Raw genomic sequence first — 16,996 nt, forward strand, 5'->3', positions numbered from 1 at the left:
TACGGCCACGGGGCTCCGCCCCGGACCCCGCGCCTCAAACGCCGGCGGGGCTTGATTTTGCCGCAGGGGCTTGATCTATCAATCCCCTGCGGCGATTGAGCAGGCCCACCCGGCAGGACTGCTTATAGCCCCTGCGGCGATTGAGCAGGCCCACCCGGCAGGACTGCTTATAGCCCCTGCGGCGATTGAGCAGGCCCGTCCGGCAGGACTTTCGGGAAGGGGTGGGGTGGGGGGATGTCACGGCTCCGGGCGGAACGCCTCGTCGAGGAAGTCGTAGGGCTCCCGCGGCGCCTCCGGCGAGGTGACCACTTCCAGGCCGGCCTCGGGCACCGGGGCCTGCTCCGGCTCCGGGTCGACCTCGGTGGGCCGGTTACGGCGCTCCCGGCACCACCACACCCCCGAAGCCACCGGCACCCCCACCACGCAGACCCACCCCGCCGCCACCACCCCGGTCACCCACCCCACCGGCCCGAACTCCGCAAGCGCCGACCGGCCGAGGGCCCCACCGGCGGCCCCCGCCAGGCACCCCATCACCACCCCGCACAGCCCCCCGGCCACAGCCACCGCGCCCGCGGTCCGCCGCCACGACCACCCATCCCCCGCCGCCACGACGAACCCCGCGACGACCACTCCCGCCACCACCGGAACCGCCCCCACGGCCCACGTCAGCGGCGACCCGTCCCCCGCCTTCGGCACCGCCACCAGCAGCGGAAACGCCGGCAGCATCGCCGCCCCCGAGCTCCCCAACGGCCCCACGGTGTGCCCGACACCGAGCACGACCCCGGGACCGAGCCCGTACGCGACCCCCCAGATCGCGGCGTTCGGCACGAGCCCCGCGCACAGCAGCAGCACCGCGAGCCGCCCCGACCAGGCCCCCGTGAGGTGCAGGAACGACTCCCGCACCGCCTCCCCGTGCCACACCAGCATCCCGGCCACCAGCAGCGCCCCGCCCGCGACCAGCGCGAGCACCCCGGCCAGCGCCGCCCGCACGGCGACCGGCGCCACCTCCCGTACGAACCCCTCCGGGATCAGTCGCGCCAGTCGACCCGGCAGCGGTCCGTACGGCCGCCCGTGCGCCGTCCACACCCCGAAGCCCGCCGCGGCCACCGGGAGCACGACCAGATGCGCCACACAGCTCACCCACGAGGGGCGCAGCTCTCCGCCAGCGCAGTAGTACGTCGCGGCGGCCGCCACCGACAGATAGCCGACCGCCACACCGGCCCAGACGCCCGCCACGGCCTCGGACTCCTCCGCCGCGTCCCGCGCCGCCCGGTGCACCAGCCACACGGGCAGCGCGAGCAGCAGCAGAGGGCTGACTCCCAGCGGTACGGGGATCCCTGACAGGGTGTCCGTTCTGATCACCTCGGCGCCGTGCGCCAGGATCCACAGCGCGGCAGCGGTGTGCAGCGCACCGCCGGGCCCACTGTCGGGGAACGGCGAGCTGATCCACAGCACCATCACGAGCACGGCGCACGCCCCGAGCCCGAGCCCCGCCGCGAGGGCCCCGCGCAGCGCGCCGCGGACGGGGCCCGGGGCCCTTTCCCGCAGCCGGGTCAGGAGCAGGGGCAACGAGAGTCCAAGGCCGGTCATTTGGGTCACCGGACCATGCTCCCAACGACACGCCCTTACCTCGCGCAACAGGCGAAGCCCGGATGTGTCGCACAAGATACGTTTATGTTCTTTTTGGCACGAAAGGGTGTGTGGAGTTCACGATGACGCAGGGCGCTGCCTCCCCACTGCCGCCGCCCAAGGAGCGCCGTAGGCTCCGCGAGGCCGGCTCGCTCTCCCGTGACCAGGTCGCCGAACGGGTCGGCGTGACGAGCGAGACCGTCCGCCGCTGGGAAGCCGGCCGCACCACTCCAAAGGGTCAGAAGCGGGAGACGTACGCACGCCTCCTCGCGGAACTGACCACCACGGAGGAGCCGACCCCGGCGACGACGGCCCCGACGACAGCGAAGCCGGCCCCGAAGGCCGCCGCGGCGATACAAGAACCCGCGCCGCCGACAGCCGGGGCGACCGCCACCGCCACGGCCGTGGCGGAGCCGGAACCCGTCACGGCACCGCCCCGTGCCCGTACCGCCGCCGAGGCCTTCGACGCGCTCTACACGCACGCCGCGCCGTTCCTCGTCCGGCAGACCTATCTGCTCACCGGCCGCAGGATCCTCGCCCGCGAGGCCGTCGAGCGCGCCTTCCAGCAGGCCTGGCAGCAGTGGCCCGAGGTGGCGGTCGACCCGGACCCGGCGGGCTGGGTGCGCGCGGCGGCGTACGAGTACGCGATGTCGCCGTGGCACGGCCTGCGCCCCGGCCGCCGTGAGCCGGAGGCCCCGCCGGCCACCCCGGAGGACCGCGAGCTGCTCGGCGCGCTCCTCGACCTGCCGCCCGTCTACCGGCGCACGCTGCTGCTGTACGACGGGGTGGGCCTGGACCTGCCGGAGACCGCGGCGGAGACGGAGGCCAGCACCCCGGCCGCCGCCAACCGCATCCTGCACGCCCGTGAGGCGGTCGCCGGGCGGCTGCCCGACCTCGCGGTCCCCGAGCAGCTGCACCGGCGGCTCACGGAGCTGGCGGGCTCGGAGAAGCTGGACGCGCCCGTGTCCACGGTCGTGCGCAGCGGCGGCGAGCGGCGGACCCGGTTCTGGACGCGGGCCGCGGTCGCCTTCACGGTCTTCATCATCGGGGCGACGGCGCTGACCCTGCGGGTGGCGCCCACGCACTACGAGCCGGTCCCTGCACCGGGTTCGCCGGTCGCCGGCGTGCCACCGCTGACCGGTCCCGAACCGCTGACACCGGCGGACCTGGAACTCCGCAAGGAGCTGCGGGACCGGCTGACCGGCGGACCCGAGCGGCTCGCGCCGAGGACCGAATAGCGCGCACGTGGCGCAACGCCAGTGGGCCCGCACCGTCACCGGTGCGGGCCCACTGAGCTGCGTAAGGCAGCTGGTTACGAGAGGATCTCGCGCGCCAGCTTCGCCGTCTCGGTCGGCGTCTTGCCGACCTTGACGCCGGCGGCCTCGAGGGCCTCCTTCTTCGCCTGCGCGGTGCCGGAGGAGCCGGAGACGATGGCGCCGGCGTGGCCCATGGTCTTGCCCTCGGGCGCCGTGAAGCCCGCGACGTAGCCGACGACCGGCTTCGTCACGTTGGCCTTGATGTAGTCGGCCGCGCGCTCCTCGGCGTCGCCGCCGATCTCACCGATCATGACGATCAGGTCGGTCTCGGGGTCGGCCTCGAACGCGGCGAGCGCGTCGATGTGCGTCGTGCCGATGACCGGGTCGCCACCGATGCCGACGGCGGACGAGAAGCCGATGTCACGGAGCTCGTACATCATCTGGTACGTCAGCGTGCCGGACTTCGAGACCAGGCCGATGCGGCCCGGCTTCGTGATGTCGCCCGGGATGATGCCGGCGTTCGACTGGCCCGGCGTGATGAGGCCGGGGCAGTTCGGGCCGATGATGCGGGTCTTGTCGCCCTTGGACTTGGCGTACGCGTAGAACGCGGCCGAGTCGTGGACGGCGATGCCCTCGGTGATGACGACGGCGAGGGGGATCTCGGCGTCGATCGCCTCGACCACGGCGGCCTTGGAGAAGGCCGGCGGGACGAAGAGGACGGACACGTTGGCGCCCGTCTTCTCGATCGCCTCGGCGACCGTGCCGAAGACCGGGATGTCGTTGCCGTCGATGTCGACGGACGTACCGGCCTTGCGCGGGTTCACACCGCCGACGATGTTCGTGCCGTCGGCGAGCATGAGCTTGGTGTGCTTCATGCCCGTGGCACCGGTCATGCCCTGGACGATGACCTTGCTGTCCTTGTTGAGGAAGATAGCCATGGCTGTTTAGTCCCTCGTCCTTACTTCGCGGCCGCGAGCTCGGCGGCCTTGTCGGCCGCGCCGTCCATGGTGTCCACGCGCTGCACCAGCGGGTGGTTGGCGTCGGAGAGGATCTTGCGACCCAGCTCGGCGTTGTTGCCGTCGAGGCGGACGACGAGCGGCTTCTCGACCTTCTCGCCCTTCTCCTCGAGGAGCGCCAGCGCCTGGACGATGCCGTTGGCGACCTCGTCGCAGGCGGTGATGCCGCCGAAGACGTTGACGAAGACCGACTTGACGTCGGAGTCGCCGAGGATGATCTCCAGGCCGTTCGCCATCACCTGGGCGGACGCGCCGCCGCCGATGTCGAGGAAGTTGGCCGGCTTCACGTTGCCGTGGTTCTCACCGGCGTACGCGACGACGTCCAGCGTCGACATGACCAGACCGGCACCGTTACCGATGATGCCGACCTCGCCGTCGAGCTTGACGTAGTTGAGGCCCTTCTCCTTGGCAGCGGCCTCGAGCGGGTCGGCCGCGTCCTTGTCCTGGAGAGCCTCGTGGTCGGCGTGCCGGAACTCGGCGTTCTCGTCCAGCGACACCTTGCCGTCGAGGGCGATGACCTTGCCGGAGGCGACCTTCGCGAGCGGGTTGACCTCGACGAGGAGGGCGTCCTCCTCGACGAACGTCTTCCACAGGGTCTGGAGGATCTCGGCGATCTGGTCGGCGACCTCGGCCGGGAACTTGGCGTCCGTGACGATCTTGCGGGCGACCTCGGGGGTCACGCCCTCATTGGCGTCGATCGGCGTCTTGGCGACGGCCTCGGGGCGCTCGACCGCCACCTCCTCGATCTCCATGCCGCCCTCGACGGAGGCGATGGAGAGGAAGGTGCGGTTGGTGCGGTCCAGGAGGAAGGAGACGTAGTACTCCTCCACGATCTCCGGAGCCGTCTCGGCCATCATCACCTTGTGGACCGTGTGGCCCTTGATGTCCATGCCGAGGATGTTGGTCGCGTGCTGCACGGCCTCGTCGGGGGTGGCGGCCAGCTTCACGCCGCCGGCCTTGCCGCGGCCGCCGACCTTCACCTGCGCCTTGACGACGGACTTGCCGCCGAGACGCTCGGTCGCCTCGCGGGCCGCCTCAGGCGTGTCGATGACTTCACCGGCCAGCACCGGTACACCGTGCTTGGCGAAGAGGTCCCTCGCCTGGTACTCGAACAGGTCCACGCGCGTCCGTCCCTATCAGTGATCTCGCCGCTCTGCGCTCTGCGGTCTGCCTATCTGAGTGGGCGTGCCGCGAGGGGCAACGTGACTCCGCTGTCACACGTGACGAGTGCTGTCGCTGCTGTGCACTGCTGCCACTGAGGAGGCGTACACGGTGGCCGGGTACGCGGCATGTCCGTCTCGCAGGTTATCGCCGCTCGGCGACCGCTTCTAAATCGCAGATCACACCTGAGCGGTGATACCCATCACAGAGCGTCCCGTTTGTGGCGTTATTTACATTGCTGCCGAGGGCCCCGGGGAATGGAAACGGCCTCACCGAGCGGGGGTGCGCTCGGTGAGGCCGCAGGTCAGCGGGTGGTCACGTCCCCAAGCGGACCACCCGCCGTCATGCACGTAAAGCGACCCGATCGGACCGATGGCTTTCGGCCGTCCGGGCACCGTCGCGTCGGTCAGACGCCGGGCAGGTAGCTGGGCGCGACGGAACCGGCGACACCCTGCACACCGGTGACGGCGTTGCCCGCGAGCGGCTGGGCGTCGGCGGTCACGGTGCCGGTCAGGCCCTGCGCGAACGGGGCGACCTCGTGGGTCACGCCGCCGGCCAGCGGGGCGACGTTGTCGCCGACCACGGTCTGCGCGAACGGGGCGACGTTGTCGCCGACCAGGCCCTGCGCGAGCGGCTGGACGTCGCCGGTGACGCCCTGCGCCAGGCCCTGCGCGCTGGTGCCGACGCCGCCGACGACCGGCTGCACGTGGTCCACGACCGTCTGGACGAGCGGCTGTACCGCGCCCACGACGCCGCCCGCGAACGGGGTGACGTCATTGCCGACCACGCTCTGCGCGAACGGCGCCACGTTGTCACCCGCCACGCCCTGGGCCAGCGGCTGGACCTGGCCGGTGACACCGGTGGCGAAGGGCGCGACGTTGTCGCCGACGACGGTCTGCGCGAACGGCGTCACGTCGCCGACCGCGCCGCCCGCCAGCGTGGTCACGTCGCCGACGGCCTGGCCTGCGACCGGGAGCACGCCCTGCACGGCGGTGTTCGCGAGGGGCGGGAGCACGGCGTCGGCGGTCTCGCCGACGGCCGGGGCGGTGTTCGTGCGGACGTTGTCGACGGCGCCCTGGACCGTGCCCTGGGCGTTGTCCTGTACGTAGGCGGGGGCCTGGGCCGCCGCCTGCGTCAGCTGCTGCTGGAGCTGCGGGGCGAAGGCGTCGAGCGGGCCGAACAGGTAGTCGACACCCTCCTGGGCGTCGGCGACGTGGCCGGCGGCCTGGTCCTTGACGCCCGTGACGTCGGCGGTGTTCGGGGCCTGCACGTCCGGGGCCTGCACCTGGTGAGCGTGCGACTGGACCTGGGCCTTGGCGTGCTGGGCGGTGGCCTTGGCCTTGTTGGCGACCTGGGTGTGGTCGACCTTGTCGGTCACCTGGGTGGCGGCCTTGGCCTTGTCGGTCACCTTCGAGGTGGTGTCCTGCACGTCCGACGTCGTGTTCTGCAGGTCGGAGACCGTGTCACCGGCGACGTCCGGGACGGACAGCGAGTGGGCGGGCAGCTCGTCGGCGCTCGCGACGGCGGAGCCGAGCGCCCAGGCGCCGGAGACGCCGGCGGCTATGACGATGGAGCGGCGAATGTTCTTGTTCATGGGTACGTCAGTTCCTTCGAATTCACTTCACGACTGGGCAGACCTGTTCCACCCCCGCGTGGCAGGTCACGAGCGGGGAACTGGCTGCCCTAGCCGGGGAATTCGGGAATGTCGCGAAGCCGGTCGACCACCGGCGCGGTGCCCGCGGACGCCGTGGCGCCGGACGCGAGCAGTACGGGGGCGCGGTCGCCGAACGCGGCCGCGTGCAGATCACCGTGGCGCGAGGAACCGCCGTCGCCCGCGCTCGCACCGGCCGACGGCACACCGTCGGGACGCTGCGGCACGACGGGCGACGCGGGACGCGCCTCGGCCCGCGCGCCCGCTTCCGCCTTCTGTACGTCGCCGAATCGCGCGACGTCGTACGCCTGCGGGGCGCTCGCCGCGGCGTGGGTCCGGTCGGCGTACTCGGCGTACTCGGCGTACTCGGCCGTGCCGGACCGGTCGCCGTGCGCCGCCGGGGTGTCCGACTGCTGCGGCGTGGTCGCGGCGGGCGGTCCGGGCCGGTCCCACGCCCCGACGAGGTCCGCGACGACTCGCGTCGCCAACTCCTCGACGGGCCCCGCCACCTGGCGCACGGTGGCCCCGACCGGCGCGGTCAGATACCGCAACGCGTCGGCGACGGAACGCAGCCGCACCTGATCGCCCCCCAGCGCCTCCACCTGCTGACGCAGGGGGCCGGTGAGGTACGTCCGCACGGTGGCGGTGGCGGCGGTGGCGGTGGTTTTGGCGACGTTGGTGGCGGGAGCGGTGGGGTCGCTGGGAGCCGCGGGCCCGTCGTGCAGGTGCCGCGCCAGGCGCTTCACACCGGAGGCGGGCTTCGCCTCGGGCGAGGACTTTGCGTCGGGCGAGGTCTGAACGCCGGGGGCGTGCTCCGGTGCGGCCGGGTTCGGTGTCGGCTCGGCGGGCCGAACCGGTGCGGATGCCTGCGCGGCGGGCCGAACCGGTGCGGGTGCCTGCGCGGCAGGCCGCGCCTTCGCCCGTTCCGGCGCCGATGTCGCGGTCGACGCCGCGGTCGAGGGCCCGGGTGCGTCGGACGCCTCGGTGCTCCCGGTGGCCTCGGAGAGTGCCGGGTTCTCGCGGGGACCCGCACCGCGCAACTTCTGCACGGAATCGGCGACATGCTCCCGCACCGCCACATGCCCCGCGCCGAGCGAACCCGCGTCGGACGACAACCCGTCCGCCTGCGCCCGGCCACCACACACGATCCCGAGGACCAACAACCCACCGAACAGCAGCGCCAGTTGCAGCGCACGCCGTCCAGCCGTCGCGCGAACCGGGCGCGCGACGACGGGGGCGGGAAGTGCCATCGGGGAAGTCACGGTGGCCGAATCCTCGCATGGGGCGAGGGAGGCGGCGCAAGCCCCGTGTACCTCCGTGTTACCGATGGGTACTCATATCCGGTTCGCCGTGGGTGCACGCTTTTCCGATGCTGCGTCCGGTATCGGCAAGGGGCGTTTCTCGATGGCCGCGGCCATGACGTCGGGGAACAGATCCGGGGTGCAGGCGAAGGCCGGCGCACCGAGCCCCGCGAGCGCCGCCGCGTGCTCCCGGTCGTAGGCGGGCGCCCCCTCGTCGGAGAGCGCGAGCAGCGTCACGAACTGCACGCCGGACGCCTTCATCGCGGCGACCCGCTTCAGCATCTCGTTGCGAATGCCCCCTTCGTACAGGTCCGAGATCAGCACGACGACGGTCTCGCCGGGCCGGGTGATCTGCGACTGGCAGTACGCCAGCGCCCGGTTGATGTCCGTGCCGCCGCCGAGCTGGGTGCCGAACAGGACGTCGACCGGGTCGTCGAGCTGGTCCGTCAGGTCCACGACGGCCGTGTCGAAGACGACGAGCCGGGTCGCTATCGAACGCATGGAGGCGAGCACCGCCCCGAAGACGGAGGCGTAGACGACGGATGCCGCCATCGAGCCCGACTGGTCGATACAGAGGACGACCTCCTTCTTCACGGACTGCGCCGCGCGCCCGTAGCCGATCAGCCGCTCGGGCACGATCGTGCGGTACTCGGGCAGGTAGTGCTTGAGGTTGGCCGCGATCGTGCGGTGCCAGTCGATGTCGCGGTGGCGCGGCCGCTGGATGCGGGCGCTGCGGTCGAGGGCGCCGGTGAGCGTGGCGCGGGTGCGCGTGGCGAGCTTCTTCTCCAGGTCCTCGACGACCTTGCGCACGACGGCGCGCGCCGTCTCCTTCGTCGTCTCGGGCATCGCCTTGTTGAGCGAGAGCAGCGTGCCGACGAGGTGCACGTCCGCGTCGACGGCCTCCAGCATCTCCGGTTCCAGCAGCATCGCGGACAGCCCGAGCCGGTCGATGGCGTCCCTCTGCATGACCTGGACGACGGAGGACGGGAAGTAGGTCCGGATGTCGCCGAGCCAGCGGGCCACGGCCGGAGCGGACGCCCCGAGCCCCGCGCTGCGGCTGCCGCCGGTGGCCTGCTGCTTACCTCGGCCGGAGCCGTAGAGGGCATCGAGGGCGCCGTCCATCGCGGCGTCCCGCCCGGCGAGTTGACACCCCGTACCCTCCGCGGCATCACCACCGAGCACCAGCCGCCACCGCCGCATGCGCTCGTCCTCGGCCGTCGTGGTGGCCGGGGCGGCCGGGGCGGTCGTCGTGTCCGGGGCGGCCGGGGCGGTCGTCGTGTCCGGGGCGGCCGGGGCGGTCGTCGTGTCCGGGGCGGCCGGGGTGGGTGTCGTGGTCGGGTGGTTCGTCATCTGGCCGCCTCCGTGGGGTCGTTGGTACGCCGTCCGGGCCGCGGGTGCCGAGCGGCCGGTGCGCCGGCGCGGGTGAGCCGCTCCTGGCGGACGACGCTCGAACGGTGGGGCCGCGCACGGTGGGGCCGCTGGCCGACGCAACCGTCTCCGCCGCGCCGCCCGCGCGGTCGGCCGTCCGCTCCGGCTGCCCGGCCGCTCATCCGCCCACCCCCACCGCGTCGCCGAGGAGCAGGCGCAGCACCGGCAGCACCGCGTCCGCCCGTTCCGCGTCCAGTTCCTCCGCGAAGCCGCGCGGTCCGCCGGCGATCGGGGCCCGCCCGCCCCCGGCAGGCCCGCGTCGGACCAGCTCGCCCAAGGTCCGCCGCACGCCGGGCTCGTACGCCGAGAACGTGCGCCGCAGCAGCGGCAGTACGTCCGTGAACGCGTCGCCCGACACCCGCGTCAGCCACGCGTCGACCAGGCCCAGGAGCCGCTCGTCGTGCACCAGGAGCAGCCCGCCGCCCGAACCGCCGCCGACGAAGCCCTCGATCCACGCCGCCGCCTCGGCCGGCGCGGTGCCGGGCGAGAGCACGAGGCTCATCAGCCGGGCCGCGTCGTCCTCGTCGAGCACGCCCTCGTCGAGCAGCACCCGCGCACACCGCCCCCGGATCACCCCGGCCACACCGTCCCGCTCCGCGAGCACGCGCAGTACGGTCCGCCAGCGCCCACGCACCCCGGTGTCCTCCAGGAGCGCGACGGCCGAGTGCACCGCGTCGACGTGGCCGCGCATCTCTTCGGCCGCCTCCGCGTCGAGGCTCGCGCACGCCGGGGGCAGACCGACGAAGACGCGCTCGGCGAGGCCCGCCGCCACGTCGGCGAGCGCACCGGTGTCGGTGTCGCGCACATCGCCGTAGCGCAGAGCCCGAACCAGGGCGGGCAGGGCGCCGGCGAGGTGGCCGACGTCCGCGTCGAGGGCGGCGCGGTCGGCGAGGATCCGCATCACCGTCGGCAGCGCGTCCGCGAGCCCCGCGAGCAGGCAGACCTCGGCGAGCGCCGTGACGTCGCCGAGCGCCCTGGCCGCGACCGCGTCCGTCTCCGCCTTGACGGTCGCGGCGGAGACCACGGTCGTCCCCCACACCCCCGCCTCCGCGACCCGCACGGAAAGCTCCGGCTCCCAGCGCAGCCGCCACGACTCGCGGAAAGTCCCCGTGGAGCCGCGCGCCGATCCCGCCGGCTCGCCCCAGGCGACGCCGAGGAGCCGCAGCCGGTGCAGCAGGCGGCTGCGCGCGGCGTCGGTTTCACCCCGCAGGTCGAGGTCCAACTCCTTCTCCGCCGCGGCCGGTTTGAGCCGCAGGGAGCGCTGCTGCCGCGTGAGGTCGCGCTGCAGCGGCACCGCGGGCGCCGCCTCGGGCACCTCCCCCAGCACGTCACCGACGACCAGCTTGTCGTGGATGAGCGCCAGCGGTACGTCCGAGCCCTCGCACAGCACGGCCCGCACCGCGTCGGTGGTCTCGGTGAGCCCCGCGAGCGGCCGCCCACGCAGCACTGCGAGCGTCTCCGCGAGGCGTACGGCCTCGATGACATGGGCAGAGGACACGATGCGGTCCTCCTCGCGCAGCAGCCCGGCGACCTTGGTCAGCCAGCGTTCCACCGGCCGGTCGGGCGCGCTGAACAGATGCCCGTACCAGCCCGGCGAATCGATCCCCGCCCCGTATCCGCTGGCGCGGGCCAGGCGCCGGTGCGTCCACGGCACCCACGTCATGTCGACCTTCGCCTTCGGCAGCCCCTTGAGCAGGGCGCGGTCGGCCGCGACGGTCGCCTTCTGCCGCAGCGCGGGCACGTGCCACGCCCCACACACGACGGCCACGTCGTCCCCGAACTCGCGCTGTGCCGACCGCACTTGGAGCCGCATGTACGCCTCGCGCTGCGGATCGCGGTCGTGTCCCCCGTCCCCGCACGTCTCCCGCAGCGCGCCCATCGCCTCGCCGAGCGCGGCGAAGGCGTCGCCGTCCCGGTGCTCGACGACGTCCTCCCACCAGCGCTCCGCATCGTCGTATCCGGCGGTCTCGGCGAGCACCCCGAGGGGGTCGACGCGCAGGGAGTCCCCCTCGCCCCTGTCGTCACCGGCCTCGTCGTCCTCCGCCCGCATCGCCAGGCTGTGCGCGGCCGGCAGGTCGATGAAGCGCACCGGCACGTCGCGTCCCAACGCCCAGCGGATCGCGACCCATTCGGGCGAGAACTCGGCGAACGGCCAGAACGCCGACCTCCCCGGCTCGTCCACGACATGCGCGAGCAGTGCGACCGGCGGCCGCATGCCGGCCTCTGCGGCGAGCGACACCAGGCCGTCGGCCTCCGGCGGCCCTTCGATCAGTACGATCCGCGGCTGCGCGGCATCGAGCGCCGTGCGCACTGCGCGCGCGGAGCCGGGCCCGTGGTGTCGCACGCCGAGCAGCGCGGGCCCCGTGGCCGGTGTCGTCATGCGCTCACCTCTCGGCAGGCCCGGTAGAAGTCCTTCCAGCCGTCGCGCTCGCGCACCACGGCCTCCAGGTACTCCTGCCAGACGACCCGGTCCGCCGCCGGATCACGCACCACGGCACCGAGGATTCCGGCGGCCACGTCGGAGGGGCGCAGCACACCGTCCCCGAAGTGGGCGGACAGCGCCAGGCCGTTGGTGACGACGGAGATCGCCTCTGCGGTCGACAGCGTGCCGCTGGGCGACTTCACCTTCGTCCGCCCGTCGGCCGTCACACCGTCGCGCAGCTCGCGGAAGACGGTGACGACGCGGCGGATCTCGTCCATCCCGTCGGGAGCACTGGGCAACTCCAGAGCGCGGCCGACCTGGTCGACCCGCCGCGAGACGATGTCGACCTCGTCCTCCACGCTCGCCGGCAGCGGCAGCACGACCGTGTTGAACCGGCGCCGCAGCGCGCTCGACAGATCGTTGACCCCGCGGTCCCGGTCATTGGCCGTGGCGATGAGGTTGAAGCCGCGCACGGCCTGCACCTCCTGCCCCAACTCCGGTATCGGCAGGGTCTTCTCGGACAGGATCGTGATCAGCGAGTCCTGCACATCGGCCGGGATGCGCGTCAACTCCTCGACGCGCGCGGTCATCCCCTCCGCCATCGCCCGCATGACCGGGCTCGGCACGAGGGCGTCCCTGCTCGGCCCGTTGGCCAGCAACTGCGCGTAGTTCCAGCCGTATCGGATGGCCTCCTCCGGCGTCCCCGCCGTGCCCTGCACCAGCAGCGTCGAATCCCCGCTCACGGCGGCCGCGAGATGCTCGGACACCCAGGTCTTGGCGGTGCCGGGCACGCCGAGCAGGAGCAGCGCCCGATCGGTCGCCAGCGTCGTCACGGCGACCTCGACGAGGCGTCGCGGACCCACGTATTTCGGCGAGATCACCGTGCCGTCGGGCAGCGTGCCGCCGAGCAGATACGTCGCGACGGCCCACGGTGACAGGCGCCAGCGGGCCGGCCGCGGCCGGTCGTCCTGCGCGGCGAGCGCCGCGAGTTCCTGCGCGAACGCGTCCTCGGCGTGGGCCCGCAGCACCTCGTCCGCGGCTTGAGCCCCGCCCTGACTCCCGGTCTGGCTCTCGACGGAAATGGTCATGGCTGTCCCCCTCCAACTCGCCCAACTCACCCAGCTCGAACCCGCACGACGAGCCCTCGACCGCTCTCATCGCGTGGTGGATCCCACGGTGCACCACGCCACTGACAATCGACGTCGGCCGCGCCATCACCGCAGGTCAGACAGATGTCCGGACGGATTGTCAGTGGCGGGATCTACCGTCGAGGACATGAATCAGCTGGGGGTGCGCTGGACGACGGATCAGGTGCTCGCACTGGCGCCTGACGCCGCGTCACGCAAGGCGGGAAGCAAGCTCGGGGACCCGGGCCCGTGGTCGGGGGCCGGGAGTTCCGCGGGCGCGGAGGGTTCGGACGAGGGGGCGGTATGGGGACTGTGCAAGGGGAGCGGCAGCAAGCCGTACCAGACGATCGTGGACATCGGCGGGGGCGGCCCGGGCGCGACCGGGCCGGGGTATTCATGCAGTTGCCCGAGCCGCAAGTTCCCGTGCAAGCACGCGCTCGGGCTCTTGCTGCTCTGGGCGGGCGGCGAAGAGCAGGTGCCGGCGGGGCAGTCGCCGCCGGAGTGGGCCGAGCCATGGCTGGCGGGGCGGCAGAAGCGGGCGGAGTCCCGGCAGTCCGCGGCGTCGGCGACCGGTTCGGGCAGCGCCCCGGCGGATCCGGAGGCGGCCCGGCGCAGAGCCGAGCGCCGCGCCCAGCGGATCACGGCGGGTGCGACGGAGCTGGAGCAGCGCCTCGCCGACCTGCTGCGCGGCGGCCTCGCGCAGGCGGAGCAGTCGGGTTACGGGCTGTGGGAGGAGACGGCCGCGCGCATGGTCGACGCGCAGGCGCCCGGACTCGCCGCGCGTGCCCGGGAGTTGGGGGCGATCCCGGCGTCCGGCCCCGGCTGGCCGGTGCGGCTGCTCGAGGCGTGCGCACTGCTGCACCTCCTCGACCAGGGCTGGTTGCGCCGCGACGCCCTGCCCGCCGACCTGGCGGCGACGGTCCGCTCACGCGTGGGCCTGCCGGCTCCGGACAGAGAACCACCGCTGCGCGACCGCTGGCTGGTCCTCTCCCAGTACGACACGGCGGACGGCCACCTCACCACGCGCCGGACATGGCTGCACGGCACGCGGAGCGCGCGCACCGTACTCCTCCTCTCCTACGGGGCGGCCGGCCGCGCCCCTGCGCTCGCGCTGCCGACGGGGCGCACGCTCGACGCGGCGGTGTCGGCATACCCGGGAGCGGGGTCCCTGCGGGCCGAGCTGGGCGAACAGTTCGCCTCGCCGGAGTCGGACGGCCCACGCCCCAAGGGAGTCGACGTCACCACCGGTCTCGCCACTTACGGAACGGCGCTCGCGGCCGACCCCTGGCTGGAGTCCTGGCCGGTGACGCTCGCGGAGGTGATCCCGACGCGGGACACGGACGGCCACTGGCAACTGGCGGACGCCGAAGGCAAGTCGGCACTCCCCCTCACCGCACACGCGGCGGCGTCCCCCGCCCTGTGGCGCCTGGTCTCCGTCTCGGGAGGCGCGCCGGTGACGGTCTTCGGCGAATCCGGCCCAACCGGCTTCCACCCACTGGCCACATGGACGGAGAAAACACCGGAGGTCATCCCCCTGCGCTGACACCCCGGTGCGGCACATCCAGCGGTGCCGCAAATCAAGCGATGCGGCACATCCAGCGGTGCCGCAAATCAAGCCCCTGCGGCTATTGAGCAGCGGGGTCCGGGGCGGAGCCCCGTGACCGTAACGCCGCTGCCGCCGCCCACGCCCCTGCGACCCACCGAGACCCACGGGAGGACCCATGCCACCCACCGCCACCTGGGACGACCTGGTCAGCACCGCGCTCCTCGGCACCAACCGCCGCCCCGACCACACCCCCCTCACCCTCCTCGACGAGGCCGCCGCGCAGACGGTACGACGCCGAGCCGGCCTACGCCCGGCCACAGCCGCCACCCCGCCGGACCGCACCGAGGACGACCCACGTCTCCCCCTGCCGCCCGCCGCGCGCCAGCGCCTCGCACTGCTGCTCACCGACCGCTCCAGCGGCACCGGTTCACGCCGCGGCACCGCCCCCGACCTCCTCGAACTGCTCCCGCAGTGGCTGGCCACGGCCAACTCGTACGGGTACGCGCCGCCACCCGAGCTGCTGCCCGCACTGCTCGACGCGGCGCGCGGCCGCACCGACCTGCGCCCACCGGCCCTCGCGTTCGCGGGCCCGCGTGCCCGGTGGCTGGCCCGGCTCAACCCGGACTGGAAGTTCGCGCTGCGCGCGACGCCGGGCGTCGGCGCCGTGCTGCCGGCGCCGGAGGAGAGTGAGCAGGTTCAACTACGGTGGGAGGAAGGCCTGTTCGCGGAGCGGGTGGCACTGCTCGCCTCGGTTCGGGCGCACGACCCGGCCGCGGCGCGGACGCTCCTGGCGGGGACGTGGGGAACGGAGCGCGCCGAGGACCGCCTGATATTCCTCGACTCGCTGCGCACGGGACTCGGAGACGCGGACGAGCCGTTCCTGGAGCAAGCGCTGACCGACCGCAGCAAGAACGTGCGGGCGACGGCGGCCGAGCTGCTCTCCGCGCTCCCCCGCTCGGCGCTCGCCGCGCGGATGGCGGACCGGGCGCTGACCTGGGTGGCGCTCGACCGTGCGGAAGGGGCGATCCTCGTGGAGGCGCCGCACGAGTGTGACGCGGGGATGGAGCGGGACGGCGTCGTGGCGAAGCCGCCCGCGGGGCGCGGAGAGCGTGCGTGGTGGCTCGGGCAGCTGGTGGAGGCGGCGCCGCTCGGCCGGTGGCCGGGCAGGTTCGGCGGCCGGGGCCCTGAGGCGATAGTGGCGCTGCCGGTCGCCGACGACTGGCGCGGGGAGCTGCACGCCGCGTGGTGCCGGGCGGCGGTCCGGCAGCGGGACATCGCCTGGTCGCGGGCGCTGCTCGGGGCGCCGACGGCGTCGGACGCGGCGGGGCCCGGGGCGGTGTCGCTCGCCGAGCGGGCGAAGCTGCTCGCGGCGCTGCCGGGGGCCGAACGGGCGGACTGGGTGGCGGAGTTCATCGCGGCGCACGGGCTGTCCGAGGCGTTCCAGCTGCTGGGGGTGTGCGGCACGCCGTGGACGCGGACGCTCGGGCGGTCCGTGGTCGACGCGCTGAACATCGCGCGGGACGCGGGGAGTTACCCGTGGAGCTTCAGCGGGGTGATGGGGCTCGCGGAGCGGTGCCTGGATCCCGAGGAGGTGGTGCGGCTCGACGGGCTCACGGCGGCGGTGGAGGAACCAGAGGGCTCGGCGCCCGGCGCCGGGGGGTACTGGACGGAGGCATTCCAACGCCTCGCCCGCACGCTCCGGCTCCGCCGTTCCATGCGCGACGAGCTGACCCCACCGTGTCCAGGCCCATGACCGCTGCACCGTGGCGGGGCCCGTCGTCCTCGTTGCGCCGCACCGGGGTGCCGCCTTGCCCACCCTGCCGCCCAAGGCGGCAGATTGCCCAAGGCGACGGGGCAGACGAAGCCGTGCATATCAAGCCCCTGCGGCGATTGAGCAGCGGGGTCCGGGGCAGAGCCCCGTGGCGTCAACTCCGGTGCCGACGCCGGTGCCGACGCACGAACCCCGCGGCGCGGAACCGCTCCCGTCAGCCCCCGGACGCCGCCGGCTGCCGGACGTTGGCCCGGACCCACTCCACGATGGACGCCGTCGTCGCCCCCGGCGTGAAGATCTCCGCGACACCCTTCTCCTTCAGCGGCGCAATGTCCCCCTCAGGAATGATCCCGCCCCCAAAGACCTTGATATCCGCGGCGTCCCGCTCCACGAGGAGCTCGATGACACGAGCGAAGAGCGTGTTGTGCGCGCCGGACAGGATGGAAAGACCGATCGCGTCGGCGTCCTCCTGGATGGCGGTGCCCACGACCTGCTCGGGCGTCTGATGCAGGCCCGTGTAGATGACCTCCATCCCGGCGTCGCGCAACGCACGCGCGATCACTTTGGCCCCTCGATCGTGGCCGTCGAGTCCCGGCTTCGCGACGACCACGCGGATCGGCCCGGCTGCCACACCCATCACTGCCTCCCTGAAACGACTGCTCAAGCAAAAGTTGAAGCGATTGTTCAA

At 73.3% G+C, this 16,996-nt stretch carries 12 protein-coding genes; 3 read left to right on the top strand and 9 right to left on the bottom strand.

Annotated elements, in window-relative coordinates:
* Positions 1-237 precede the first annotated feature (237 nt).
* The gene (locus ABT004_RS11825; protein WP_351334484.1) at positions 238-1,590 is read right to left on the bottom strand and encodes a cell division protein PerM; all 1,353 of its coding nucleotides are present in this window, start codon (positions 1,588-1,590) and stop codon (positions 238-240) included.
* A 122-nt stretch (positions 1,591-1,712) separates the two neighbouring features.
* Here ABT004_RS11825 and ABT004_RS11830 point away from each other — a divergent pair, with 122 nt between their 5' ends.
* The gene (locus ABT004_RS11830) at positions 1,713-2,867 is read left to right on the top strand and encodes a helix-turn-helix domain-containing protein (RefSeq protein ID WP_351334487.1); all 1,155 of its coding nucleotides are present in this window, start codon (positions 1,713-1,715) and stop codon (positions 2,865-2,867) included.
* Positions 2,868-2,941: 74 nt separating this feature from the next.
* Here ABT004_RS11830 and sucD read toward each other — a convergent pair whose 3' ends face one another.
* The 7 genes from sucD to ABT004_RS11865 all read right to left on the bottom strand — a co-directional run bounded on the left by sucD (position 2,942) and on the right by ABT004_RS11865 (position 12,952).
* Complete coding sequence (gene sucD, locus ABT004_RS11835; protein ID WP_351334490.1) at positions 2,942-3,823, bottom strand: succinate--CoA ligase subunit alpha; 882 nt, start codon at positions 3,821-3,823, stop codon at positions 2,942-2,944.
* Positions 3,824-3,843: 20 nt separating this feature from the next.
* Positions 3,844-5,022, bottom strand: coding sequence for an ADP-forming succinate--CoA ligase subunit beta (gene sucC, locus ABT004_RS11840; protein WP_351334492.1), 1,179 nt, complete (start codon positions 5,020-5,022; stop codon positions 3,844-3,846).
* 446 nt (positions 5,023-5,468) lie between these two features.
* Positions 5,469-6,656, bottom strand: coding sequence for a hypothetical protein (locus ABT004_RS11845; protein ID WP_351334494.1), 1,188 nt, complete (start codon positions 6,654-6,656; stop codon positions 5,469-5,471).
* Between the two features lie 89 nt (positions 6,657-6,745).
* Positions 6,746-7,963 carry a hypothetical protein gene (locus ABT004_RS11850; RefSeq protein WP_351334497.1) on the bottom strand — a complete coding sequence of 406 codons (1,218 nt, stop codon included), beginning with the start codon at positions 7,961-7,963 and terminating at the stop codon, positions 6,746-6,748.
* A gap of 84 nt (positions 7,964-8,047) precedes the next feature.
* Positions 8,048-9,214 (bottom strand): VWA domain-containing protein, encoded by a 1,167-nt coding sequence (locus tag ABT004_RS11855; protein WP_351334672.1) that lies wholly within the window; start codon positions 9,212-9,214, stop codon positions 8,048-8,050.
* Between the two features lie 346 nt (positions 9,215-9,560).
* On the bottom strand, positions 9,561-11,822 hold the full coding sequence (locus ABT004_RS11860) for a DUF5682 family protein (protein WP_351334500.1): 2,262 nt from the start codon (positions 11,820-11,822) through the stop codon (positions 9,561-9,563).
* Entirely contained in the window at positions 11,819-12,952 is a 1,134-nt protein-coding gene (locus tag ABT004_RS11865) for an ATP-binding protein (protein ID WP_351334502.1), read from the bottom strand. The genes ABT004_RS11860 and ABT004_RS11865 overlap by 4 nt, the downstream gene beginning before the upstream one ends.
* A gap of 187 nt (positions 12,953-13,139) precedes the next feature.
* Between ABT004_RS11865 and ABT004_RS11870 the strand changes: the two genes are divergently transcribed.
* Both ABT004_RS11870 and ABT004_RS11875 read left to right on the top strand, forming a co-directional pair.
* Positions 13,140-14,534 carry an SWIM zinc finger family protein gene (locus ABT004_RS11870; protein WP_351334505.1) on the top strand — a complete coding sequence of 465 codons (1,395 nt, stop codon included), beginning with the start codon at positions 13,140-13,142 and terminating at the stop codon, positions 14,532-14,534.
* Positions 14,535-14,712: 178 nt separating this feature from the next.
* The gene (locus tag ABT004_RS11875; protein WP_351334508.1) at positions 14,713-16,290 is read left to right on the top strand and encodes a DUF5691 domain-containing protein; all 1,578 of its coding nucleotides are present in this window, start codon (positions 14,713-14,715) and stop codon (positions 16,288-16,290) included.
* 232 nt (positions 16,291-16,522) lie between these two features.
* Here ABT004_RS11875 and icmB read toward each other — a convergent pair whose 3' ends face one another.
* Positions 16,523-16,945, bottom strand: a complete 423-nt coding sequence (gene icmB, locus ABT004_RS11880) for a coenzyme B12-dependent isobutyryl CoA mutase small subunit (protein WP_351334511.1) — start codon at positions 16,943-16,945, stop codon at positions 16,523-16,525.
* Positions 16,946-16,996 lie beyond the last annotated feature (51 nt).

The sequence above is a fragment of the Streptomyces sp. NPDC002790 genome (assembly GCF_040295505.1).
GTDB lineage: Bacteria > Actinomycetota > Actinomycetes > Streptomycetales > Streptomycetaceae > Streptomyces.